The sequence below is a fragment of the Shouchella clausii genome (genome assembly GCF_002250115.1).
In the GTDB taxonomy this organism is placed as follows: domain Bacteria; phylum Bacillota; class Bacilli; order Bacillales; family Bacillaceae_D; genus Shouchella; species Shouchella clausii.
In genome coordinates, this window is record NZ_CP019985.1 from 3,944,138 (window position 1) to 3,965,437 (window position 21,300).

27 protein-coding genes are annotated in these 21,300 nt (G+C 43.7%); 3 read left to right on the forward strand and 24 right to left on the reverse strand.

Annotated elements, in window-relative coordinates; all coding sequences use genetic code 11:
- Positions 1 to 2: 2 nt before the first annotated feature.
- From spoVAD to BC8716_RS19330, 9 genes are all read right to left on the reverse strand, one after another.
- On the reverse strand, positions 3 to 1,007 hold the full coding sequence (gene spoVAD / locus BC8716_RS19290; RefSeq protein ID WP_063609347.1) for a stage V sporulation protein AD: 1,005 nt from the start codon (positions 1,005 to 1,007) through the stop codon (positions 3 to 5).
- 14 nt (positions 1,008 to 1,021) lie between these two features.
- The gene (spoVAC, locus tag BC8716_RS19295) at positions 1,022 to 1,477 is read right to left on the reverse strand and encodes a stage V sporulation protein AC (RefSeq protein ID WP_245849945.1); all 456 of its coding nucleotides are present in this window, start codon (positions 1,475 to 1,477) and stop codon (positions 1,022 to 1,024) included.
- Positions 1,478 to 1,922: 445 nt separating this feature from the next.
- Positions 1,923 to 2,411: an IS200/IS605 family transposase gene (gene tnpA, locus BC8716_RS19300; protein WP_094423643.1), complete on the reverse strand. Its 489-nt coding sequence runs from the start codon at positions 2,409 to 2,411 to the stop codon at positions 1,923 to 1,925.
- Positions 2,412 to 2,584: 173 nt separating this feature from the next.
- Positions 2,585 to 3,349: an RNA polymerase sporulation sigma factor SigF gene (gene sigF, locus BC8716_RS19305; protein ID WP_063609345.1), complete on the reverse strand. Its 765-nt coding sequence runs from the start codon at positions 3,347 to 3,349 to the stop codon at positions 2,585 to 2,587.
- Between the two features lie 12 nt (positions 3,350 to 3,361).
- Complete coding sequence (gene spoIIAB / locus BC8716_RS19310) at positions 3,362 to 3,802, reverse strand: anti-sigma F factor (RefSeq protein WP_094428343.1); 441 nt, start codon at positions 3,800 to 3,802, stop codon at positions 3,362 to 3,364.
- Between the two features lies 1 nt (position 3,803).
- On the reverse strand, positions 3,804 to 4,148 hold the full coding sequence (spoIIAA, locus tag BC8716_RS19315; RefSeq protein WP_011246636.1) for an anti-sigma F factor antagonist: 345 nt from the start codon (positions 4,146 to 4,148) through the stop codon (positions 3,804 to 3,806).
- 106 nt (positions 4,149 to 4,254) lie between these two features.
- Positions 4,255 to 5,421, reverse strand: a complete 1,167-nt coding sequence (locus BC8716_RS19320) for a D-alanyl-D-alanine carboxypeptidase family protein (protein ID WP_094428345.1) — start codon at positions 5,419 to 5,421, stop codon at positions 4,255 to 4,257.
- 163 nt (positions 5,422 to 5,584) lie between these two features.
- The gene (locus BC8716_RS19325; protein ID WP_157730498.1) at positions 5,585 to 6,349 is read right to left on the reverse strand and encodes a polysaccharide deacetylase family protein; all 765 of its coding nucleotides are present in this window, start codon (positions 6,347 to 6,349) and stop codon (positions 5,585 to 5,587) included.
- 70 nt (positions 6,350 to 6,419) lie between these two features.
- Positions 6,420 to 6,893, reverse strand: a complete 474-nt coding sequence (locus tag BC8716_RS19330) for a metal-dependent hydrolase (protein WP_094428348.1) — start codon at positions 6,891 to 6,893, stop codon at positions 6,420 to 6,422.
- Positions 6,894 to 7,037: 144 nt separating this feature from the next.
- On the opposite strand from BC8716_RS19330, the gene BC8716_RS19335 reads away from it, so the two are divergent.
- Positions 7,038 to 7,397, forward strand: a complete 360-nt coding sequence (locus tag BC8716_RS19335) for a hypothetical protein (protein ID WP_094428350.1) — start codon at positions 7,038 to 7,040, stop codon at positions 7,395 to 7,397.
- A gap of 201 nt (positions 7,398 to 7,598) precedes the next feature.
- Here BC8716_RS19335 and BC8716_RS19340 read toward each other — a convergent pair whose 3' ends face one another.
- From BC8716_RS19340 to BC8716_RS19390, 11 genes are all read right to left on the reverse strand, one after another.
- Positions 7,599 to 7,796, reverse strand: a complete 198-nt coding sequence (locus BC8716_RS19340) for a DUF2188 domain-containing protein (protein WP_094428352.1) — start codon at positions 7,794 to 7,796, stop codon at positions 7,599 to 7,601.
- Between the two features lie 88 nt (positions 7,797 to 7,884).
- Positions 7,885 to 9,273: an MDR family MFS transporter gene (locus BC8716_RS19345; protein WP_094428354.1), complete on the reverse strand. Its 1,389-nt coding sequence runs from the start codon at positions 9,271 to 9,273 to the stop codon at positions 7,885 to 7,887.
- Positions 9,274 to 9,526: 253 nt separating this feature from the next.
- A complete protein-coding gene (locus BC8716_RS19350; RefSeq protein ID WP_254120915.1) occupies positions 9,527 to 10,318 on the reverse strand; it encodes a VLRF1 family aeRF1-type release factor in 792 nt (263 codons plus the stop codon).
- Positions 10,319 to 10,333: 15 nt separating this feature from the next.
- The gene (locus BC8716_RS19355) at positions 10,334 to 10,747 is read right to left on the reverse strand and encodes an organic hydroperoxide resistance protein (RefSeq protein WP_011246628.1); all 414 of its coding nucleotides are present in this window, start codon (positions 10,745 to 10,747) and stop codon (positions 10,334 to 10,336) included.
- 176 nt (positions 10,748 to 10,923) lie between these two features.
- Positions 10,924 to 12,231, reverse strand: a complete 1,308-nt coding sequence (locus BC8716_RS19360) for a pyrimidine-nucleoside phosphorylase (protein WP_094428356.1) — start codon at positions 12,229 to 12,231, stop codon at positions 10,924 to 10,926.
- A 105-nt stretch (positions 12,232 to 12,336) separates the two neighbouring features.
- Positions 12,337 to 13,521: a phosphopentomutase gene (gene deoB / locus BC8716_RS19365; protein WP_094428357.1), complete on the reverse strand. Its 1,185-nt coding sequence runs from the start codon at positions 13,519 to 13,521 to the stop codon at positions 12,337 to 12,339.
- A gap of 90 nt (positions 13,522 to 13,611) precedes the next feature.
- Positions 13,612 to 14,499 carry a site-specific tyrosine recombinase XerD gene (gene xerD / locus BC8716_RS19370; protein WP_157730529.1) on the reverse strand — a complete coding sequence of 296 codons (888 nt, stop codon included), beginning with the start codon at positions 14,497 to 14,499 and terminating at the stop codon, positions 13,612 to 13,614.
- A 28-nt stretch (positions 14,500 to 14,527) separates the two neighbouring features.
- Positions 14,528 to 14,749 carry a YqzK family protein gene (locus BC8716_RS19375; protein WP_011246624.1) on the reverse strand — a complete coding sequence of 74 codons (222 nt, stop codon included), beginning with the start codon at positions 14,747 to 14,749 and terminating at the stop codon, positions 14,528 to 14,530.
- A gap of 231 nt (positions 14,750 to 14,980) precedes the next feature.
- A complete protein-coding gene (gene fur / locus BC8716_RS19380; RefSeq protein WP_094428360.1) occupies positions 14,981 to 15,472 on the reverse strand; it encodes a ferric iron uptake transcriptional regulator in 492 nt (163 codons plus the stop codon).
- Positions 15,473 to 15,592: 120 nt separating this feature from the next.
- Positions 15,593 to 16,237, reverse strand: a complete 645-nt coding sequence (gene spoIIM / locus BC8716_RS19385; protein ID WP_094428362.1) for a stage II sporulation protein M — start codon at positions 16,235 to 16,237, stop codon at positions 15,593 to 15,595.
- Positions 16,238 to 16,290: 53 nt separating this feature from the next.
- Entirely contained in the window at positions 16,291 to 16,830 is a 540-nt protein-coding gene (locus tag BC8716_RS19390; protein WP_094428365.1) for an NUDIX domain-containing protein, read from the reverse strand.
- A 73-nt stretch (positions 16,831 to 16,903) separates the two neighbouring features.
- Here BC8716_RS19390 and mciZ point away from each other — a divergent pair, with 73 nt between their 5' ends.
- Entirely contained in the window at positions 16,904 to 17,068 is a 165-nt protein-coding gene (mciZ, locus tag BC8716_RS19395; RefSeq protein WP_081427599.1) for a Z-ring formation inhibitor MciZ, read from the forward strand.
- A 1-nt stretch (position 17,069) separates the two neighbouring features.
- Here mciZ and BC8716_RS19400 read toward each other — a convergent pair whose 3' ends face one another.
- Positions 17,070 to 17,588, reverse strand: a complete 519-nt coding sequence (locus BC8716_RS19400) for a TlpA family protein disulfide reductase (protein ID WP_094428366.1) — start codon at positions 17,586 to 17,588, stop codon at positions 17,070 to 17,072.
- Positions 17,589 to 17,680: 92 nt separating this feature from the next.
- Here BC8716_RS19400 and BC8716_RS19405 point away from each other — a divergent pair, with 92 nt between their 5' ends.
- Complete coding sequence (locus tag BC8716_RS19405) at positions 17,681 to 18,514, forward strand: undecaprenyl-diphosphate phosphatase (protein ID WP_094428368.1); 834 nt, start codon at positions 17,681 to 17,683, stop codon at positions 18,512 to 18,514.
- A 156-nt stretch (positions 18,515 to 18,670) separates the two neighbouring features.
- Here the strand turns inward: BC8716_RS19405 and tnpA (BC8716_RS19410) are convergent, their stop codons facing one another.
- From tnpA (BC8716_RS19410) to BC8716_RS19425, 3 genes are all read right to left on the reverse strand, one after another.
- Complete coding sequence (gene tnpA, locus BC8716_RS19410) at positions 18,671 to 19,123, reverse strand: IS200/IS605 family transposase (RefSeq protein WP_011245494.1); 453 nt, start codon at positions 19,121 to 19,123, stop codon at positions 18,671 to 18,673.
- Positions 19,124 to 19,506: 383 nt separating this feature from the next.
- Positions 19,507 to 20,388, reverse strand: coding sequence for a carbohydrate ABC transporter permease (locus BC8716_RS19420; protein WP_094428372.1), 882 nt, complete (start codon positions 20,386 to 20,388; stop codon positions 19,507 to 19,509).
- A gap of 14 nt (positions 20,389 to 20,402) precedes the next feature.
- Complete coding sequence (locus BC8716_RS19425; protein ID WP_179289426.1) at positions 20,403 to 21,287, reverse strand: carbohydrate ABC transporter permease; 885 nt, start codon at positions 21,285 to 21,287, stop codon at positions 20,403 to 20,405.
- Positions 21,288 to 21,300: the final 13 nt, after the last annotated feature.

Here is a 21,300-nt window from a genome sequence, read left to right on the forward strand (position 1 = left end):
TGCTAATTCCTCCTTTCCAGGACAATTGCATGGGCAATTGCTGGGATCGATTGCTTTTGTAAAACGGTCATCGAACTTAGAAGGGCCCCAGTTGCAACGACAAGGACACGTTTTAGTTCTCCGGCGAGAAGGCGATGGTAAATATGCCCATATACAACGGATGCGGAACAACCTGCGCCACTCCCCCCCGCTAATGCTTGTTGCTTAGAGTGGTACATCATGACGCCGCAGTCCTCATAACGCCCGGTTATATAAATGCCTTGCTCTCGCAAAAGTTTCCGGTAAATTTCACTTCCGGATATCGCCAAATCACCTGTCACAATTAAATCAAAGTCACTTACTTGCTGATTCGTTTTGTGCAAATGACCGATTGTCACCTCAGCTGCAGCTGGTGCCATCGCTGCCCCTAAACTCATCGGATCGGTGATGCCTAGGTCTTGGACACGGCCAATCGTTGCTTCTGTTAATTGAATTTGCGTACGCTTCTTCCCCAGTAGAACAGCACCTGCTCCAGTTACAGTTGTCTGGGCGGTTTCTGGTTTTTGGACTGCAAATTCAGTTGGATAGCGGAATTGCTTTTCACAGGCGCCGTAATGGCTGCTTGCCGCTGCGAGTACCAAATCGGCTAACCCGCTAGACACCCATACGCCGCTAATGATTAGCGTTTCAACAGAGGTGGCGCATGCTGAATATGTACCGATGTATGGCAATTGCAAATCACGGGCGACAAAACTAGAAGCGGTCGTCTGGTTGCTTAAATCTCCGGCAACAAACAAATCAACAGAGTCTATCGATAAATGGTTCTTAGTTAAACATTGTTTAATCGCTTGTTTCATCAATGCACGTTCTGCCATTTCCCAACTTTTTTCATTACAATAAATATCCGTGTATCGGTAGTCAAAAGAGCCAGCCAGTGGCCCTGCTCCTTCTTTTGGGCCGACTGCCGTACCGCTCGATTGGATATACACTGGATTTGAGAATGTAATTGTCCGATGTGAAAGGCCCATAGTTTCCCTCTTTTCTAGTGTAAAATCATGCGGATCAACAGTCTGGAAAAACTGACGAGATAGGCAGTACTGATGCCGAAAACAAGCACCGGGCCAATAAGCCGAAATAAATTGGAGCCTACCCCCGTTAACAACCCTTCTGTCCGGTATTCAAGGGCCGTAGCAGCCATGGCATTGGCAAACCCTGTAATCGGGACAAGTAGTCCTGCACCGAACAGTTGTGCTCCTTTGCGATAATAGCCCATGCCTGTTGCTAAAACGGCAATGGCAATTAACGTGATAAGCATATAGCTCGTTGCCGTTTCATCGGATAATTGGAACAAAGCATGATACCCTCGGAAAATCAGTTGACCGATTACACAAATGAGCCCACCTGAAAAAAAAGCCAGAGACCCATGTTTTAGATAGCGGCTTTTCGGTTTATACAAGACAATATTCTCTTTGTATTCTTCTTGTTTGTTCGCATTCACAATGGATGGCTCCTTCATTCGCTCTCCTGTTAGTATGTATCGATTCAACCTATTCATGCGCAGAAACAAAAAAAGCCACATGCTTCAACATTTGAAAGCATGTGGTATGACATATACAAAACGAACTATTCACAACATTAATTGTTGACAATAATTTTCGGCAACGGTATACTTGCGGTAACATCTTCGCTCTGCTTCCTCAGGTGGGTCTTCCTTAAGCATTTTTCCTTCGGCCTTATTCCTACTGTCCAAAGCTTGCCACCTGGATTGTCTGTACCATACTTACACATTCCTCTACACATATGCCCCTAGACAAATCAAAACCACCCGTGACAACGGGTGGTTTGTTCTACGGCTGAAAGCCTTTGTTACTGACCAAACCCTAAAGGGCTACTGAACGGTTCGCCAATTGTACTACTTTCACTGGCCAGACCTTAAAGGCCTCCTAGCGCATTCTTTTCTTTTTACGCTTTACCTCTTCACCTGTAAATGGATCTACATACTCCAACAAACTTAATTGTTCTGCGACTATATCATCTTGTATTTGGTTTTTTATATATTCTTCAATTACTTTCTTATTTCTTCCCACTGTATCTACATAAAAACCTGTGCACCAAAATTTTCGATTTCCGTATCGATATTTTAAATTTGCATGCCGATCGAATATCATCAAGCTACTTTTCCCTTTCAAATATCCCACAAATGAAGACACACTGATTTTCGGCGGAATACTCACCAGCATATGTATGTGATCTTTACAAGCAGTTGCTTCAATAATTTCGACACCTTTTCTTTCACTCAACGTTCTTAATATTTCTCCAATGTCTTTTTTAAGTTTCCCATAGATTACCTGCCTTCTGTACTTTGGGGCAAATACTATATGATACTTACAATTCCACTTTGTATGTGCTAAACTGTTAGTGTCTTTAGACATTTAAAACTCCTCCGTTTGCTTCATATATTGGTTGGCGAACCAAATATATTTTAGCACCGCGGTGGAGTTTTTTTAATACCTCGCTGGAAGCTTTTTGGAACCCCGGGCCGAGCCCGGGGTTTTCTTTTCACAACTAAAAAGAAGCAAGCTCCTAAACCTCTGAGCTTGCTTTTTTATGTGGCGTCAGACATTGTTTCTTTCATTTGTTCCAATATTTTTTTCTCAAGCCGAGAAACTTGCACTTGCGAAATGCCTAAACGTTCAGCCACTTCTGATTGTGTTTGATCCTTATAATAACGCAAATACACAATTAGCCGCTCCCTTTCGCCAAGGTCGCAAATCGCTTCTTTTAAAGCAATCTTGTCAAACCATTTGACTTGTGAGTGGTCGGCAATTTGATCTAGAAGTGTAATCGGATCGCCGTCATTTTCATAAACCGTTTCATGGATTGAGGACAAGCTCCGGTTGGCATCTCCAGCAAATACAATTTCCTCAGGCGTCACGCCTAAATGTTCAGCGATCTCATTAATGGTCGGTGCCCGGCGCAGCGTTTTCGTCAGTTCGTCTTTTGCTTTGCGGATTTTATTGCTTAATTCTTTAATGGACCGGCTTACTTTCACTGTGCCATCATCCCGCAGAAACCGTTGGATTTCACCAATAATCATCGGCACAGCATACGTGGAAAATTTCACGTCGTAGGAAAGGTCAAATTTGTCGACAGACTTAATTAAACCAATGCAGCCAATTTGAAAAAGGTCATCTGCCTCATAACCGCGATTCAAAAAACGTTGAACCACTGACCAGACGAGACGTGTGTTATGGTTGACGATCGAATCCCGTGCTTCTGTGTCGCCTTCCTGGCTTTTTGCAATAAGCTCTTTCACTTGTTTATCGGATAGTGGCTTTTTTTTGCCGCTGTTTTTCACCTCTGCACTCATAAGCAAGACCCCTTATCTGCACATTGCTTTCGTCGTGGTCAGCTGTTTTTTGACGTAAACGGTTGTCCCAATCATTGGTTCGGAAATTACTTTCATCTCTTGGCAAAAATTTTCCATAATCGTGAAGCCCATTCCAGAGCGCTCTAGTTCCGGTTTCGAGGTGTAAAGCGGCTGTCTTGCTTCATCCAAATCTGATATGCCTACCCCTTCATCGCGGATAATGAGTTCGAGTTCACGGTCCTTCAGTTCAGCTGTAAGATAAACTTGTCCATTCGGATCATTCTCGTACCCATGGATAATCGCATTGGTGACCGCCTCTGAGACAATCGTCTTGATTTCCGTCAATTCCTCCATCGTCGGATCAAGTTGGGCAATAAAGGCACTGACTGTCACTCGGGCAAAAGATTCATTTTCACTTAAAGCCGAAAACGCTAGATTCATTTTATTGGCCACTTTATGCCACCCCCAATTTTTGCAATGCGAATCGTTCGCTTTCTTCCAAACGGATAATTTTAAAAAGGCCAGACATCTCAAACAGCCGCTCGATCGTTGGCGAAATCGCGCATACGACCATTTCGCCACCATTTGCCTTAATTTGCTTATACCTGCCCAGTATGACGCCAAGCCCCGAACTGTCCATAAAAGACAGCTCAGCCAAATTCAGCACAATATGCTGGATGTTTTCTAGCCGTGCTTCTATTTGGCTGCGCAATTCTTTGGCAGAATGATGGTCCAGTTCCCCTTCTAGCCGAACTAACAATACATGCTCCTTTTGCTCCAATCCGATTTTCAAGTTCACAAACTGCACCTCCGTCGTTTTGCTAGTAATTCATTCGCCTGCAAAATGACAGATTCCTTGTACATGACAAAACTAGTGACAAAGTTTGCTTTTCTTTTGTGATTAGCTATTTTCCAGCAAATGATGACAACATCCGTTTAAACAACGTCCACCACGAAGCGTTTTCTACGTCTTCGGCTGCCACCAGGTCTGTTCTTGAGAGCGTCTCGCCATCTCTTACAATAATTAGCTGGCCAACTGTATCCCCTTTTGAGACAGGTGCTTCCACGTTTTCAAAAAGCTCAATTTTCGTCTCAATCTCCTCAAGTTTCGTGCCTTTTTTCAACAGCAATGAAACGGGCTCAGGCGTGATTGCTTGTACATGCCTATCCTTACCTTTTATAACCGGGACTTCCCCAATAAGGTCTCCTCGCTCATGCAACCGCTTCGTTGAATATTGGCTATATGAATAGTCAAGCATGTTCGTTATTGCAGCATTGCGCTCTTTCGGCGTTTTCGCCCCCATAACGACGGCAATGACACGCATCCCGTTCTTCTCTGCTGTTGCTGTCAATCCATACTTTGCCTCTTGTGTAAACCCAGTTTTCAAGCCGTCGACGCCAGGGTAAAACTTGACGAGCTTATTCGTGTTTACGAGCCAAAACTCCTTATCGGTACCTTTGCGTAAATAATCTTCGTATATCCCTGTATAAGAAGTGATGTTTTCATATTTAAGCAGCTCTTTCGCCATAACGGCTAAATCATGAGCAGAAGAGTAATGATCCGCTTCAGGCAAGCCATTCGGATTTTTGAACTGTGTATTTTCCAAACCAAGCTCTGCCGCTTTCGCATTCATCATTTTTACAAACTCCTGCTCTGTGCCGCCAATATGTTCAGCCATCGCTACCGCTGCATCATTCCCAGAAGCAATGGCAATGGCTTTTAATAAGTCATCCACACTCATTTCTTCTCCAGGTTCTAAAAAGACTTGCGATCCGCCCATGGAAGCGGCATTCTCGCTAACGGTCACCATATCCTCGTACTTAATCGTGCCTTCTTCAATCGCTTCCATAATAAGCAGCATCGTCATGATTTTCGTCATGCTAGCCGGGGGAAGCATGTTGTCGCTATCTTTTTCAAACAATACTTCACCTGTATCCCGTTCAATTAATATTGCGGACGCGGCATTTTCAGCTAACTGAGGCATTTCCTTTTCTTTGGCAAACGCTGCTTCACCAGTGCATGCAAACAACATAACAAACAGGAGCATCCATACGTTCCATTTTCTTTTCATGTTTTTCCCTCCACTAGGCCGTCATCATAAAAAAACTATTTGCTAGTGTCTCCATTTACTGGAAAGGTTATACATTTGCCAAAACAAAAATTAAAACGCTCGCCTCCGTTGCCCTTTGCTGCACAACCTTCAAAAATAACAAATAGCAAGTCGAGCCAATGGCTTAACTTGCTTCGGGCAAATGCAACAGTTCAGGGACCGTTACAAATGTATAGCCTTTTTCTTTCAACCATTCAATTTCTGCAGGCAGATCATCAAACAGTTGGTAGCTTGTAGCAGTGCCGTCATGGTGGAGGATGATTCCACCAGAATGGGCACCGTCGACTACATTCATCGCAATCGAAAATGGCAGTTGGTATTGCCAATCTAACGAATCAATGCTCCAACCAATTAGGTGGTAACTTTTTCTTGTGAGTGTTTTGACAACCATGTCATTCACGCTCCCATAAGGGGCCCTCACTAAATTGGTAGTGACGCCAGTCGCTTCTTCAATGACCGCTTGTGTCTGTTGCACTTCGTCTAGCACCTCGCTTTGTTCAAGCTTGGTCAACTCTTGATGGGTAAAGCTGTGATTGCCGATGCTATGCCCTTCTGCCACCATTCGTTTTAAGAGAGATGGATGTTGTTTTGCTTTATAACCTAGTACAAAAAAAGTGGCTTTGATCTCCTCTTCCTTTAATAAATCAAGTAAACGTTCTGTGTAAACGGGATCAGGACCGTCGTCAAATGTTAACGCGAGCCTTTTTTCGTCATTCGGTCCTTGAAATTGAATTTTTTCACGTTGGATCTGTGTAAGGGCAGTCGTTTGCACAAGCACTGGGCCATCCCCTTCAATCGCTTGATAAGAAAGGGCATCGCTAAACCTTCCGCCAAAAAGAAGTGAACTAACGCCAATAAACACAACAACGGTTAGCCAATTCTTGTTCACGTGAAAAACTCCTCTCAACTAGTCGATCTTCCTAGTATGAGAGGAGAATACGTCATTTATGCACCGGCGATTAAACGGGCCCCCAGTAAAACCATCCCATTGCAATTGTTAAGGCAACAAGCACAACGGTCTCAAGCCAACTTCCAGTACGAATCCGAGCAATACGGACACGGATGTTGGCGGGGTAAAAAAACCGAATTCCCCGTACCGTTAAAGCATCGAGCAAATAATGAGAAGCAATCCCTATTAACACGCCTGTTTGCACAGCCTCGTTTTCCGGAAACAGCCAGCGCAAGACAATGCTTGCCAGCAGTAGGAACAGCAAACTATGAGTAAATGTGCGGTGGCCAAAAATAGTGGCAATCGTTTTCGACAATACCGGGAATCTTCTGCCGATTTTAGAATGGGTGTGGCATATATCAGGCAAGACGGCACCGACAAGCCCAGCCGCATAGTAGACCCATCCATGGGCTCCTGAAAAAACGATTGTGTCCATCGCTTGGCATGCTACTACGCCGCCAATCATATGGGTTTTTCCTGTCATCATTGACTCCTTTATGTATTTGTTGCATCAAGTGCTCCTCCATCATAACACACATACGTTCGCTTATCACGCTCATTTAAATAATTCGTGACGCAATCCGACGATTGTACTAAACTAATCGTAGGAAACTCTTCAGGAGGGATCATGTTGCCTTACATAATCAGTCTACTCACAGCCATTCTTCTTACTAGTTTTGCTTACTTTCTTGGCGATTTCTTCTTGGAGCAAGCTCTAGCAATCTGGCATCCCCTTTTGATTGGAGCTAGTGTTGTCGTGTTAGGAGCAGTGGTTGAAAAGCTCCGTTCGCCGATGTGGCTCATTATTGTCACTCCGTTTCCCGTCGGCATGACGCTGCTATTTTTGTTTTTAAAAAGCACATGGTCGGCGTGGTTGCTGACCTATGTGCTGACACTGGCTATTTATGTCACCATCCATATGATAGCAAGCTCCCTTTTCCGTTTCCATTCCCTTATTCCAGCTTGGAAACTCTCGAAAACCGCATAATAAAAAGAGAGGGCTTACCTCTTGTTACATAGCCCTCTCCCACTCCTTAGCAGTCCATTCGCGCCTAAGACTTGAACCTGTGGAACCGTATAATTCAAAATTCCATTTCTATCATGGGGGCCACACATCGATCTATTGCGTCCCTCCCCTCGCTATTTTGCCTCGACTGATACCCCTTCTTTCCATCAGTCTGAGTGCACACTAAAAAGTTTGAATTCCCTGTTGTTCATGGTTTTCATCAAAAATCATCAACTGGCTTGGCCGGTTGGCTTCAGCCAACTTCATGCCCGCTTCAATTGCTTTTGATTGCTTGTCAAACTCTTCATAAGGAGCGACGTCTTCTACTTTTAATAACCATGTAGTCGCGTCCTTATTTGGAACAACTGTATACTTTTTCACACTTACCGGCTCCTTTCTCCATTTCAACCATGACCAAATGGCTGTCGTGTATATTGAACCATACCCGGGAACCGACCACCATTAAACGTTAAACAGCCGAAGGCTTCTTAATGAAGAAAGATAGTAATAAGCTAATAAAACTTAACACTGTCGCTACGATGAAGGCATTGTTGACTCCTTGGATCATCGCTTCATTGGTGTGAAGCGATGCAGATGCCGTCATAATTGTTACGAGAATAGCTGTACCAATTGAGCCAGTTACTTGCCGCATCGTGTTATTCATCGCTGTTCCGTGCGGAATAAGCTCGCGCGGCAGCACGTTAAGCCCTGCCGTTGTTACCGGCATCATCACTAACGAAAGCCCGAGCATGCGAAATGCATAAACGACTGTTAAATAAACTAGGCTTGTCGACTCGCTTAAATTCGTATACAAAAGTGACGTGACAACAAGAAGGGCAATGCCTATGATAGACAAAGACCTTGCACCAATGCGATCAAAGATACGGCCAGTAATCGGCGACATTAACCCCATTAAAACAGCACCCGGGAGAATCGTCAGCCCTGTTTCCAGAGCGGAATGGCCTTGCATATTTTGAATAAAGAGTGGCAAAATCGTTGCCGGGCCTACAAGCGAGACGAAAACGAGCATGCCGATTCCAGTCGTCAATGTAAACAGCGGGTACTTAAAGACACGGAACTCTAGTATAGGATGTTCTAACGAAAGCTGCCTTTTGATAAACATCACAAGTGTACAAATGCCGATTGCAAGTGGAACAAACACAAGTGGGCTCGTCCAACTAGCTTGACCAGCATTTGAAAAACCGAATAACAAACCGCCAAATCCAAGCGTTGATAGGATAATTGATAAAAGATCAAGTTTTGGCGAACGCAATTCTGTCACATTGCGGATGACAAAAGCGGCGGCAATGATATCAACGACAACGACAGGAATCAAAATCCAGAATAAGATCGTCCATGGAAACATTTCGACTAGCCAGCCAGACAATGTTGGACCGATAGCTGGGGCGAATGAAATGACAAGTCCGACCATCCCCATTGCTGCTCCACGTCTTTCAACTGGGAAAATTAATAAAAAGACCGTTTGCATAAGCGGCATCATAATGCCTGCTCCTGCTGCTTGAATGACGCGGCCACCCATAAGAACAGCAAATGAAGGAGCAAGAGCGCAAATGAGCGTACCGATGCCGAAAAGCGACATCGCTGTTAAGAACAAGAAACGGGTTCGAAATTTCTCAATTAAAAAAGCGCTAATAGGAATCATAATGCCATTAACAAGCATGAAAATCGTCGTAACCCATTGAGCTTTATTTTCATTAATTTGCAAATCAACCATTAAGTGTGGCAATGCAGTGGTCAGCAATGTTTGGTTTAAAATGGCGATGAATGCGCCTACTAGCATAACGGCTACAAGCGGCTTTTTATTAAACGTTGACTCTTCTGTTTGTGTAGACTCCATTTTTTACCCTTCTTTATCATTCAATTTAAACAGTCGGTATTCTTTTTCTGCAAATGAACATCGTTTTACTGAGGACGAGCGAAATGAACGTGAGAGGGGAACTGCTTTTATGTATAATGGCATAATTGAACGGCGGACAGCTTTTTACCCATTGATTATAGCGACGATTTTCTTCGTTTGTCAAAACATTTGTTTCGCCTCACGAATTTTTACACATTAAAATCCCTGCTTCGTGAAGCAGGGATTTGTTTTTTTATACGGCAGATTCATTTACTTCTCTGACGATTTCGTGTGCTTTTAACTTAGCCAAATTCTTTTTTAAAACGGCAACATCAGCCGTCGAACATTGTTTGACAAACGCCGTCGTTTGGTCTGGTGAGCCAACGACATGAATCGTTTGCCAATTTCTCTTTCTTGCTTGTTTCTCGATTTTATTGGCAATTTTTTTAAACCAGCGTTGCTGGTTGGCATCAAACCGATTTGCGTACGACTCGCGATGAAGGGCAGCCCCTGTCTCGCCTTCAGGGCGTGCGCCAATGTATTCTTTCCAATCTTCTGCTTCTACATCCCAAGCATAATGCAATTCATCGTTTACTTCTCCTAAACTTGTCTCAACTGCTAATACATCTGTTTTCTGAATCATCACAATGCCAGAAAGAGGGTATTTCGCTTCTAAGTTCTCAAGTTGGTCGACTACAGGGTAATGCTCCCACCTAAAATCATTTTCTACCGGGACTTGTAGCTTCTTCACATACAGGTCGCCGCTTGCAGAACCGATAAAAACGATACTTTTCGGCAGGTTAGGCGACAATTCTTTAATGTGTTTTTCGGCAAGCTTTTTCAGTCTCTTAAAACTTTTGAGTTCCGCGTCATTCTCACTAGCTTCCAAGTATTCTTCCAGTTTTTTTAGCCCATTTTTTAAACGGATCTTCCACTCACCTTTTTGCTGATCCGTACTGGACAAAGACGTGCGCAAGTAAATTGAAAGACAGCCGTCATCGCAATGGATTTGTTTAAACCGCTCGATATCTTTTGCTAGTGACAATGGGTCACCCTCCTTTTATTCTGCTTTCGCAGTCAGCTTCACTTGGATGTTACCACGTGTTGCTTTTGAATAAGGGCAAAACTCATGTGCTTTTTCGACAAGTTCCTGTGCTTCTTCCTCAGATACGCCTTTGACTACTACTTCAAGTTCGGCGCCTATTTGAAACCCTCCGTCAGATGGGTCTTTAACGAGAGAGATATGGGCGGTTGTGGTCGAGTCAATTTCTTTTTTCGCTTTCTCTGCCATTAAGTTCAATGCGCCGTCAAAACAGGAAGCATACCCAGCTGCAAACAATTGCTCTGGATTTGAGCCTTCCTTTTTCGAACCTGGTTTGACAAGGTCTAAGTCAATCGTTGCATCATCTGATTTAACATGCCCTTCACGTCCGCCTTGTGCTGTTGCGGATGATGTGTAAACAATATCTGCCACCTATATGCACTCCTTTTCATCTGCTTTATGAATGGTATACACGTTTATGCTGTCATTTAAACATCGATTTTTGCTAAACCTCATTATTTTTAGCAGTGAAAGGCGCCTCTTTTAGGTGTTAGTTAATCTATTCGCCACGGTTATTCTTCATGACAAAATGAGGATCATTTTAGCAACTATTGGCCGTAGATTTCTTTATAAACGAGCGTTGGTCGTTCCACATTCTCATCGACAATCTGATAAGCATCTTCTACAAGCTTTCTTGCTTCCTCTATTCCTTGTTCGTTGGCATAAAGGGTTGCAAGTGTTTCTCCTGCCTCTACGTAATCGCCTGTCTTCTTTTCAAGCACAAGGCCGACAGCTAAATCAATCTCGTCCTCTTTTGTTGCCCTTCCAGCGCCAAGCTGCATGGCGGCTGTGCCAATTTTATCGGCTGCAATTTCTTTAATATAGCCTGATTTTTTAGCAGAGACAGCGATTTGCTCGGATGCTTGGGGCATTTGTGCTGGATTTTCGACGACCGATGGGTCACCGCCTTGTGAAGCGATAAATGCTTTCAGCGTCTCTAGCGCGTCACCGTTTTGAATCGCCTCTTCAAGAAGTTGCCGCGCCGCTTGAACAGACTCTGCTCGTTTAGCCAAATAAACCATATGGCTGCCTAATACAAGACAAAGCTCGCGGACATCAGCAGGACCTTCACCTTTCAAAACAGCAAAAGCTTCTTTCACTTCTAACGCATTGCCGACTGCCCTGCCTAAAGGTTGGCTCATGTCTGAAATGACAGCCATCGTCTCACGGCCAACGCTCGAACCAATTTCAACCATGGCTTCCGCAAGCTCAACGGCATGGTCCAACGTCTTCATAAAAGCGCCAGATCCGCATTTTACGTCGAGCACAATTGCATCAGCGCCTGAAGCAATTTTTTTACTCATAATCGAGCTAGCGATTAGCGGGGTTGAGTTGACTGTGCCAGTGACATCGCGCAAGCTATAAAGCTTTTTGTCGGCAGGCGTTAAGTTGCCCGTTTGGCCTGCGAGGGCAAGACGTTGTTCATTCACCCGTTTCAGAAACGTGTCTGTATCCATTTCGACAGAAAAACCAGGAATGGCTTCGAGCTTATCAATCGTACCGCCAGTATGGCCGAGCCCTCTTCCTGACATTTTCGCAACTGGAACGCCGACAGAAGCAACGAGTGGAGCAAGGGCGATCGTCGTTTTATCGCCTACGCCCCCTGTAGAGTGCTTATCGACTTTCACTCCTTCGATCGCGCTCAAATCAATCATATCCCCTGATTCCGCCATTGCCAGCGTCAGCTCTGCCCGTTCTTCTTTGTTCATGTCCTTAAAGTAAATCGCCATTGACAGCGCTGCCATTTGGTAATCAGGAATGGTGCCGTTTGTATACCCATCAATGACCCAGCGAATTTCTTCCTTTGCGAGAGCCCCGCCATCACGCTTTTTATCGATTAGACCGACCATTCTCATCGCTCATTCTCCCTCCATCGGCAACGAACAGCAGCTGCTGTTCGTTGCCGTGATTTTTGCTAGCCTGCTATGCTTAATATCCGACTTTTTTAACTGAATAACCTTTTACTCCGGCTTTAGTTCTGCTAAAAAGCTCGTTCCGTTGCTAGGCAATTCTACTTGAAAATTGTCGGCAACGGTTGCCCCTATGTCAGCAAATGTCCGGCGTTTCCCAAGATTGACTGGTTTTATCCCTTTATTGTACACGAGCAATGGCACATATTCCCTTGTATGGTCCGTACCTGTATGCGTAGGGTCATTGCCGTGATCGGCTGTAATGATCAGCAAGTCTTCGTCTCCTAATCGGGGCAAGATTTCCCCGAGTCGTTGATCAAATGCCATAATGGCCTCTCCATACCCGATCACATCGCGTCTATGGCCATAAAGTGCATCAAAATCGACTAAATTTAAAAAACAAAGCCCTTCGAAAGACGTATTTATTTGTTCTGCTAGCTTGTCCATGCCATCCTCATTCGAAGTAGTGCGGACTGCTTTTGTAACGCCTTCCCCATCATATATGTCGGAAATTTTTCCTAACGCGATGGAAGCAAGCCCTGCATCTTCAAGCGTATTCATCACTGTGCGCCCAAATGGCTTTAACGCATAATCATGGCGGTTTGCTGTCCGCTTCCACTTGCCTAGTTCGCCAACAAACGGCCTTGCAATCACACGACCGACCATGTACTCTGGAGCTAATGTCAACTTACGGGCCTTCTCGCAAATGTCATAGAGCTCTTCCAAAGGCACGACTTCTTCATGGGCGGCAATTTGCAAAACTGAATCAGCTGACGTATAGACAATTAAATCACCTGTTTTCACATGCTGTTCGCCTAACTCATCCAAAATCTCTGTACCTGATGCGACTTTATTGCCAATGATGCCCCGTCCTGTTTCGCTTTTAAGTTGCTCAAGGAGCTCCGACGGAAACCCATCTGGAAACACTTGGAATGGTTTAGTAATATGTAAGCCCATTATTTCCCAATGACCTGTCATTGTATCTTTACCTAAGGACGCTTCTTGCATGATTCCATAGCTTGCCAGTGGAGTTGGGACATTTTTTACCCCTTTCAAAGGAGCAATTTTTCCTAGACCAAGCTTTTCTAACTCAGGAACATGTAGGCCATTAAAAGCCTCTGCTATGGAACCAAGCGTGTTCGTCCCTTCATCACCAAACTCTTTAGCATCTGGCGCTTCGCCAATCCCGACTGAATCCATGACAATTAAAAAAATCCGTTCAAACCGTTTCTTCATAATTTCCCTTCTCTCGACTGTATTCGACCTTTAGCTTCCCACCTGCTCTTTGCCCGTTATTCCAGATTGTGCGATAATTTCCATTCAGGCTTAAGCGCGAGGATGGTAGCGAGAATAAACATCTTTCATGCGCGTTTTTGTTACATGTGTATATATTTGGGTTGTCGACAAATCGGCATGGCCGAGCATTTCTTGGACAGAACGCAAATCAGCCCCATTTTCAAGCAAATGCGTCGCAAAAGAATGGCGAAGCGTATGTGGGCTAAAGTCTTTTTTTATGTTCGCCGTTTTTGCTAGTTGCTTCATGATTTTCCAAAACCCTTGCCTGCTAATGGGGCGGCCATGGTGATTGACAAACAATTTATCATGCCGTTCATGCTTAAGCAACGCACGTCTGCCCCGCTCTAAATAGGTGTTTAACGCTTTGGTCGCTTCTTTGCCTAAAGGTACGATCCGCTCTTTATTCCCTTTGCCGACGACACGGACAAATCCCATAGACAAGTGGACGTCATCGAGCCCAAGAGAAATCAATTCTGTGACACGCATGCCAGATGCATAGAGAAGCTCTAGCATTGCTTTATTGCGCACACCAAACGGCGTAGATGAATCTGGTGCAGCTAGCAGTGCATCAACTTCCTCAATGGATAAAACACCTGGCAGTTTTTTATCAATGCGCGGCGTCTCGATCCATAATGTCGGGTCATGGTCTGTCCATTTTTCACGGTACAAAAACTGATGCAGCGCTCGAAGCGTTGTGACGTTCCTTGCAATCGTCGCTGAAGACTTGCCTATTTCCTTTAGCGTATATAAATAATGCTGCAACGTCGCCCTGTCCACATTGGCAAATTGTTCGATCCCTCGTTCCTTTAAATAGGCGCCATATTGCTTTAAGTCCCTAGCATACGACTCAATTGTATTTGGCGACAGCCCTTTTTCCACTTTAATAAAATGGATAAACTCTTGAATATCGTGTTCCATTGCCATGAGGAATTGCTCCTTTAACCGCTTATTCTCCCATCCATAAGAACCTTTTTATCCGCTCGTCGATTGATAAGTCTGATTCGCCAACATTCATGCTCATTACTTTTAACGCTTTTCCTTCAGGCTCATCATACTTATGGTACTCGCTAAATTCATGGCTCACCCATAGAATACCATAATAAAAGATGGTCGTGCACAACGTAAACAGGATCGCCGCCTTCGCCATCTGCAATAAGGACTTTGCCATCTCATCACTCCATTGTTCGATCGTTATACTATTAACCTATGCCGGTTTTGCCTCATTCTATACGTACAAACGTGATTTATCACACGTTCATAGACAAATAAAAGTGGTTCAGATGGCTACGTCCCCTTGAAAGCACGAAAAAGGCCAACCGACAGGGACGATACCCGTGCGCCGATTGACCGATTAAACGGAAGCCTCTGTATACTAGGCTCCATTACTAGAAAATCCATTTTACATTTGCTCATTTAATTGTTTGCTGCCCTGGCCATTCTGTTCTTTACTAGGCTGTTCTTGACAACGATAGCATATTCCGTGGAACGTTAACCGATGATCTTTGATTTTAAAGGAAAAATCCCGTTCTACCACCGCTTCGACATCACCAAGCAAATCCTCAGTAATTTCATCAACTGCGCCACACTCAATGCAGACAAGATGATGATGAAAATGATTCGCTCCCTCTTTGCGCAAGTCAAAACGGGAAACGCCATCACCGAAGTTGATTTTGTCAACTACATTGAGTTCTGTCAATAGTTCTAGTGTGCGGTAAACCGTCGCCAAACCAATCTCAGGCGCTTTTTCTTTAACAAGGAGGTAGACGTCCTCAGCACTTAAATGGTCTTCTTCATGTTCAAGTAAAACCATTACTGTCGCTTCGCGCTGAGGCGTTAATTTATAGCTCTGAGCATGCATTTGCTTTTTAATCCGCTCTAATCGATTTTCCATAACGGCCTCCTACTCAAAAGCGATCTAAATGTACACTCATTATAAATGAGAAGAGAACAGTTGTCAATTAATAATAATTCCAATCTGCAAATGAATATCATTTATCATGTTGGAATTATTCTAAAAAGAGGCCAAGACCCATTTCATTAATAGTGGCGATACGTACGCTTCAAACACAGAAGCGACTGTAACAAATGCGCCAACAATTAAAACGAGTGTCGTGTACCGGAAAAAAGGAGGAAAAATCGGCTCCTTTAGACCTTTGGCAAATGTTTGCTTGATTAAACGCAAGCAAAATGACACACTCGCTGTGCCAACGATTATAAAGGCAGGAACTAACACCACATTCTGTGGCAAGACGGACACAAACGCAAGCAGAAATCCTTGTGCGCCCATTTGATTCACCAAAAACCCGACCGTAAAGCCAATAACGAGGCCTTTGACAAAAATAAGCACAAAGATCGCCGGCAATCCAATTAATGAGATGCCAAGGATCCACATTAAACCGATATATTTGCCATAATGGGTAAAACTGTGGACAAACAGCTCGCTTGGCGATGTGACCACAGACCCATTTTTCATTTCATCAAAAAATTGACTTAAATATGTAAACAAGTCGTGCCGCTGCGACAAACTAAGGCTGTTGACGACAATTGCGCCGAAAACAACGCCAATTAAAAATAAAACAATTGTAAAAATATAAATCGACCGGTTGTTTTCTACATGTCTAGCAATCGCTTCATAGACACGGTTTGGATTGTTCATAGCCTGTCCCCTCCTGCTCTACTTTATGAGCAGCAAAAGCAGGCTATGACTGTTTAGCGGCGATTTTTTAATTTCCAGTATTGCAAAGCATAACTTGTTTTCGCATCATGAATCCGTTCTTCTTGCTCAAGCCGGTCACACTCCGTTTCGGTCAACTCGAGCACACGGACGAATTCCCCCTCATCAAGGTGTTGGTCGCCTTTTTTTAACCCTGTTGCTTCATATACGTATACAAGCTCGTCTGCAAAGCCTGGCGATGTATAAAATGACGTGATCAATGTGAGTGACTCGGCTTGGTAGCCTGTTTCCTCAACCAGTTCACGTCTAGCCGTTTTTTCAGGCGCTTCACCAGGTTCAATTTTTCCTGCTGGGATTTCAATAATCGCCTTTTCGAGTGCTTTACGGTATTGCTCTACTAGCACGATTTTGCCATCTTCGGTAATGGCGACTACAGCTACTGCGCCTGGATGGCGCACCAACTCCCGCTTTGCGACGGTACCGTCTGGAAGTTTGACGTCCTCTACATCAAGCTGAATCAATTTTCCTTTATGAATCGTTTGCTTAGCAATTGTTTGTTCAGTCAATTCTTTCATTTCGTACCCACCTTGTCATCTTTGATGTATGTAGCGCATAAAAGTGTACCATACTTGAACGGGAGGTGCTTTTATGAAACGATACCATCGCGAAAATAGCATCATACTCATTGGGCAAAAGTGGGAAGTGCTCACTGCTTTAAAACAGGCTGCTAAAACATTTGACACTGTCGCCGCATGGCATTCAGCGTGGAAGCCCGTAGAAAAAAACAGTCCTCCTTTAAAGCGAATCAAATAGTTCAAAGAAGTTCCTGCAGCTTGTTGGCGAGCATTTCTTTCGTTACTTCGCCGACGAGCACGTCTGTGACAACGTTGTTTTGATCAATGATGTAAGTCGTGGGCAATGATGAAGGCTTAAACGCTTGCATAAATACTCCTTCAGAATCAAAGAAAACCGGCAGCGTCAAGTCTTGCTCTTCGATAAACTCGATCGCATCTTCAGGGCGCAATTCTTTCGACTGGCTGTTGACAGTGATGACAGACACTCCTTTATTTCGGTAGTCTTCTTCCAATTCCATTAATGCTGGCATTTCCCGTATACACGGTTCGCACCATGATGCCCACACATTTAAGACGAGCACACCGTCTTGGTAATCGCTAAAAGAAGCGCTCGAGCCCTTATATACGTCAAGCTCTATGTCCAAAAATTGATCCCCAGCCTGTACCGGTTTTGATTCTCCATTAAATTGCCACACAAAAAACACAATCGCTATGCATGCTCCAGCAAGCACAACGAATGTCCATCTCCGTTTCTGCATTGGTGCGGTTGCCCCTTTCCGATTAGCCAAAAGTTTGCTAGAATAAAACAGTTCGATTTATATCAAACTAATAAGCAGAAGGGAATTCACTTATGAGTTTACTAGAAGCAGTTATCCTTGGACTTGTTCAAGGAATTACAGAGTTTTTGCCGATTTCCAGTTCCGCCCATTTGATTATTGTCCAATCCCTGTTCGGCATGACATTTGCCGGCTTTAGCTTTGAAATTCTTCTTCATCTTGCTTCAGTTCTTGCGGTTATTCTTTATTACCGCCATGATTTGATTGAGATTATTCGCGGTTTTTTTGCCTATTTCACAAAGCGAACACCGCAAAATAAAGCAATGTTTTGGTTTGCTATTTATTTAGTTATCGCCACAGGCATTACTGGTGTTGCTGGCATTTTGTTCGAAGATTACATAAGCGAAACGTTTAAAGCGCCTATCTTTATTGCCTTAGCACTTGCGGTCACCGGTCTATTCTTAATCATTATAGAACGTTTTGTCCGCCACGGAAACCGCACAGAAAAAGAAATGACGATTTGGGATTCAATTATCGTGGGGCTTGGCCAATGCCTGGCGCTCATTCCTGGGCTTTCACGCTCTGGAACGACGTTAATTGTCGGCATGTTTGCTGGTCTGACAAAGGAAACAGCTGTCCGCTTTTCCTTTTTACTATCCATCCCGGTTATTTTAGGGTCTTCCGTGTTGGCAATTGATGATTTGATTTCAGGGGAATTGCTCGCGAGCACAGGCTTATTTGAGCTTGTCGCTTCCTTTGTTGTCACGTTTATTGCCTCTTGGCTTGGGATTGTCTTTTTCTTGAACCTTGTCCGCAAAAGCAAACTTGTCTATTTTGCCGTCTATTGTTTTATCGTCGCCATTCTCGTCTTTATTTTCCAAGATACATTGGGACATGCAGACATTTAAATTTTGTAAGACACACCATAAAACGAGTTGGGCTTAGCTGAAATTAAAGTAAGTATCCGCCGGTAGAACCGGCGGTTTTAATTTCGCCCTATAAGGGCACTTTACCAACGAAGTCCCTAAAGGGACCTCTGAAGGGACCGCCAACCGTTTCCTACTTTACTTATCTTTAAATGGGTCGACGTACTCCCTCTTTGTCATTTGATCGCGCAATCGATCCTCCGCTTCTTGTTCGCGGATGTATTTTTCAATTGTTTTTTGATTTAGTCCTACTGTACTCACGTAATAGCCTTTTGCCCAAAACGTGCGATTTCCATGGTTGTATTTTAAGTTTGCGTGACGATCATGGATCATCAACGAACTTTTCCCTTTCAAATACCCCATGAAATACGATACCGACATTTTTGGCGGAATTTTCACCAGCATGTGTATGTGATCAATCATCGCATGGGCTTCGATAATTTCTACATCTTTCATTTCACATAACCTTCTCAAAATAGCTCCAATATCTTTTCGCAACTTCCCATAGACAATCTTTCGTCTATACTTAGGGATAAACACGATATGATACTTACAATTCCATCTTGTGTGTGATAAACTGTTGTCACTCATGGGTGAGATCTCCTTTCGTTGATAGAAGTTGGTTTGGCGGCCAAGTTCTATTATAACGATTGGAGATTTTTTCATCACTAGACCTCTCTAGAAGTTTCGTTTTCACACGTGCAGAGCACGTGGTTTCAAACCCATATTAATGAAAAGGAGTACGCTTATCGATGAGCGTACTCCTTTTTGTCTAGACTTTTGGTTTTCCTGTGTTTGGCTATTGTTCCTGGCGGTGTACTTTCGCAGATTGACCGCCAGGAGTGCGAACCCCATTTCCTTTTTCACCTTTTCGTTTCCTCTTACGGAGAAACAAGTGAAACGCAAATGAGTCGCTCTACATCGATTTTCCGTGTCTCTCCCGTCTGTATGTGTGTCTGTTTTTGGTGGTCCCACTATCCTTTAACTGCTCCTTGAGTCATCCCTTCCACAATTTGTTTTTCCATAAATAAATAGAAGAGAATTGTTGGGACGAGCACAATCGTCAAAGCAGCCATTTGTGCTGTATAGTTTGTCGAATGCTGTCCTGCAAAATTCGCAAGACCGAGTGGCAATGTACTTAATAGATCATCATTAATGAGGACGAGTGCAAAACTAAACTCATTCCAATTGTTAATGAAATTAATAATAATAACGGTAGCTAGAACAGGGCGTGTCATTGGCAAAATAATCGACCAAAAGATCTTAAACACGCCGGCTCCGTCCATAATCGCAGACTCTTCAATCTCTTTTGAGAACGACTTCATAAAGCTCGTTAATAAGAAGATCGTAATAGACAAGTTAAAGGCAATATACGGGAAGATAAGCGCTAATCTCGTATCAAGCAAGCCAATGGTTTGCATTAAGATAAACATGGGTACAAGCGTGGCGTGAATGGGCACTAGTAAGCCTAGAATGAAAAAAGAGTAAAGTAATTTCTGGCCTTTAAATTGAAATCTTGCTAGGAAATAAGAGGCTAGTGCACCGAACAGTACCGTTAGGATAACGGCCACCCCGCCAACGAATACGCTATTAAAAAAGTACGTATTAATATTGGCTGTAAACCAAGCCTCCACATAATTCGCCCACACCCATTCTGTCGGTAAACCAAATGGGTTTAACGCAAATTCCTGACCTGATTTAAATGAATTAAGGATCATCCAAATAATCGGATAGGCATTGACAATCGCAAACACCATTAAGATTAGATAGATCAGCACTCGTGTTGCTCGTTTTTTGAACCGTGCTGTGCTTTCATTTATTTCTTTTCTAGGAACTGGTTGATGATCTACTTGCATAATGCTAACCTCCTTTATGCTCGTCTCGCTCCGCTACGTTTTGTTAGAAGCACGTTGGCAAATACAATAATTGTGATACTAAAGACAAAGATTAACACTGAAATAGCACTTCCATACCCGTAGCGTAGCCCTTGAAATGTTTCTGTGTACATATAGGTAGCCATAACCTCTGTAGCATTCGCTGGCCCGCCGCCAGTCATTACATAGATCAAGTCAAAGGTCTTTAAGCTGCCGCTAATACAGAGAACGACTGCGATGATAATGACACCCCAGATCGATGGTAGTGTAACATAGCGGGTTTTCTGCCATTCTGTTGCTCCATCTAGCTCTGCAGCTTCCAAAATGTCTTTCGGTACCGTTTGCAAAGCAGATAAAAAGATGATGAAGTAAAGACCGACAAATTGCCAAATAATAACGGCGGCAATCGCGTACATCGCATAATCAGGATTGCCGAGCCAATTTTGCGCAAGCGCGCTTAGACCAAGGTTATTTAGTAGATGATTTAATAGTCCTTGCTCCACGTTGTAAATCATTCGCCACGTCAGCGAAATAACAACAGTTGATATCACGACAGGGAGAAAGGCAATCGTCCGAAAAAACTTCGCTCCTTTTATTTTGCGGTTTAACAACAAAGCAAGCACAAGCGCTATCGGGATTTGCCCAAATATAGAAGCGGCAACAACAATTAAATTGTTTCGAACAGACAGCCAAAACACTGAATCACTAAGAATGGCCCTAAAATTCGCTAGACCTACATAGTCCATCGGTGAAAATCCGTTCCACGACATGAAAGAGTAATAGAACGAGATAAAAATCGGAATGATGCTAAAGATACAATAAACAAGCAAGGCTGGTATTACGCCAAGTGCAATTTTCCACCGGCTTTTTAATAAATGCACCTGGATCACGTCC

What these genes read in the sequence shown, in the direction of transcription:
- spoVAD (WP_063609347.1), bottom strand. Translation starts at nt 1,007, where the DNA reads ATGGGCCTTTCACATCGGACAATTACATTCTCAAATCCAGTGTATATC.
- tnpA (WP_094423643.1), bottom strand. Translation starts at nt 2,411, where the DNA reads ATGTCTAAAGACACTAACAGTTTAGCACATACAAAGTGGAATTGTAAG.
- sigF (WP_063609345.1), bottom strand. Translation starts at nt 3,349, where the DNA reads ATGAGTGCAGAGGTGAAAAACAGCGGCAAAAAAAAGCCACTATCCGAT.
- BC8716_RS19320 (WP_094428345.1), bottom strand. Translation starts at nt 5,421, where the DNA reads ATGAAAAGAAAATGGAACGTATGGATGCTCCTGTTTGTTATGTTGTTT.
- BC8716_RS19330 (WP_094428348.1), bottom strand. Translation starts at nt 6,893, where the DNA reads ATGACAGGAAAAACCCATATGATTGGCGGCGTAGTAGCATGCCAAGCG.
- BC8716_RS19335 (WP_094428350.1), top strand. Translation starts at nt 7,038, where the DNA reads ATGTTGCCTTACATAATCAGTCTACTCACAGCCATTCTTCTTACTAGT.
- BC8716_RS19345 (WP_094428354.1), bottom strand. Translation starts at nt 9,273, where the DNA reads ATGGAGTCTACACAAACAGAAGAGTCAACGTTTAATAAAAAGCCGCTT.
- BC8716_RS19360 (WP_094428356.1), bottom strand. Translation starts at nt 12,231, where the DNA reads ATGAGAATGGTCGGTCTAATCGATAAAAAGCGTGATGGCGGGGCTCTC.
- deoB (WP_094428357.1), bottom strand. Translation starts at nt 13,521, where the DNA reads ATGAAGAAACGGTTTGAACGGATTTTTTTAATTGTCATGGATTCAGTC.
- xerD (WP_157730529.1), bottom strand. Translation starts at nt 14,499, where the DNA reads ATGGAACACGATATTCAAGAGTTTATCCATTTTATTAAAGTGGAAAAA.
- BC8716_RS19375 (WP_011246624.1), bottom strand. Translation starts at nt 14,749, where the DNA reads ATGGCAAAGTCCTTATTGCAGATGGCGAAGGCGGCGATCCTGTTTACG.
- fur (WP_094428360.1), bottom strand. Translation starts at nt 15,472, where the DNA reads ATGGAAAATCGATTAGAGCGGATTAAAAAGCAAATGCATGCTCAGAGC.
- spoIIM (WP_094428362.1), bottom strand. Translation starts at nt 16,237, where the DNA reads ATGAACAATCCAAACCGTGTCTATGAAGCGATTGCTAGACATGTAGAA.
- BC8716_RS19390 (WP_094428365.1), bottom strand. Translation starts at nt 16,830, where the DNA reads ATGAAAGAATTGACTGAACAAACAATTGCTAAGCAAACGATTCATAAA.
- mciZ (WP_081427599.1), top strand. Translation starts at nt 16,904, where the DNA reads ATGAAACGATACCATCGCGAAAATAGCATCATACTCATTGGGCAAAAG.
- BC8716_RS19400 (WP_094428366.1), bottom strand. Translation starts at nt 17,588, where the DNA reads ATGCAGAAACGGAGATGGACATTCGTTGTGCTTGCTGGAGCATGCATA.
- BC8716_RS19405 (WP_094428368.1), top strand. Translation starts at nt 17,681, where the DNA reads ATGAGTTTACTAGAAGCAGTTATCCTTGGACTTGTTCAAGGAATTACA.
- tnpA (WP_011245494.1), bottom strand. Translation starts at nt 19,123, where the DNA reads ATGAGTGACAACAGTTTATCACACACAAGATGGAATTGTAAGTATCAT.
- BC8716_RS19420 (WP_094428372.1), bottom strand. Translation starts at nt 20,388, where the DNA reads ATGCAAGTAGATCATCAACCAGTTCCTAGAAAAGAAATAAATGAAAGC.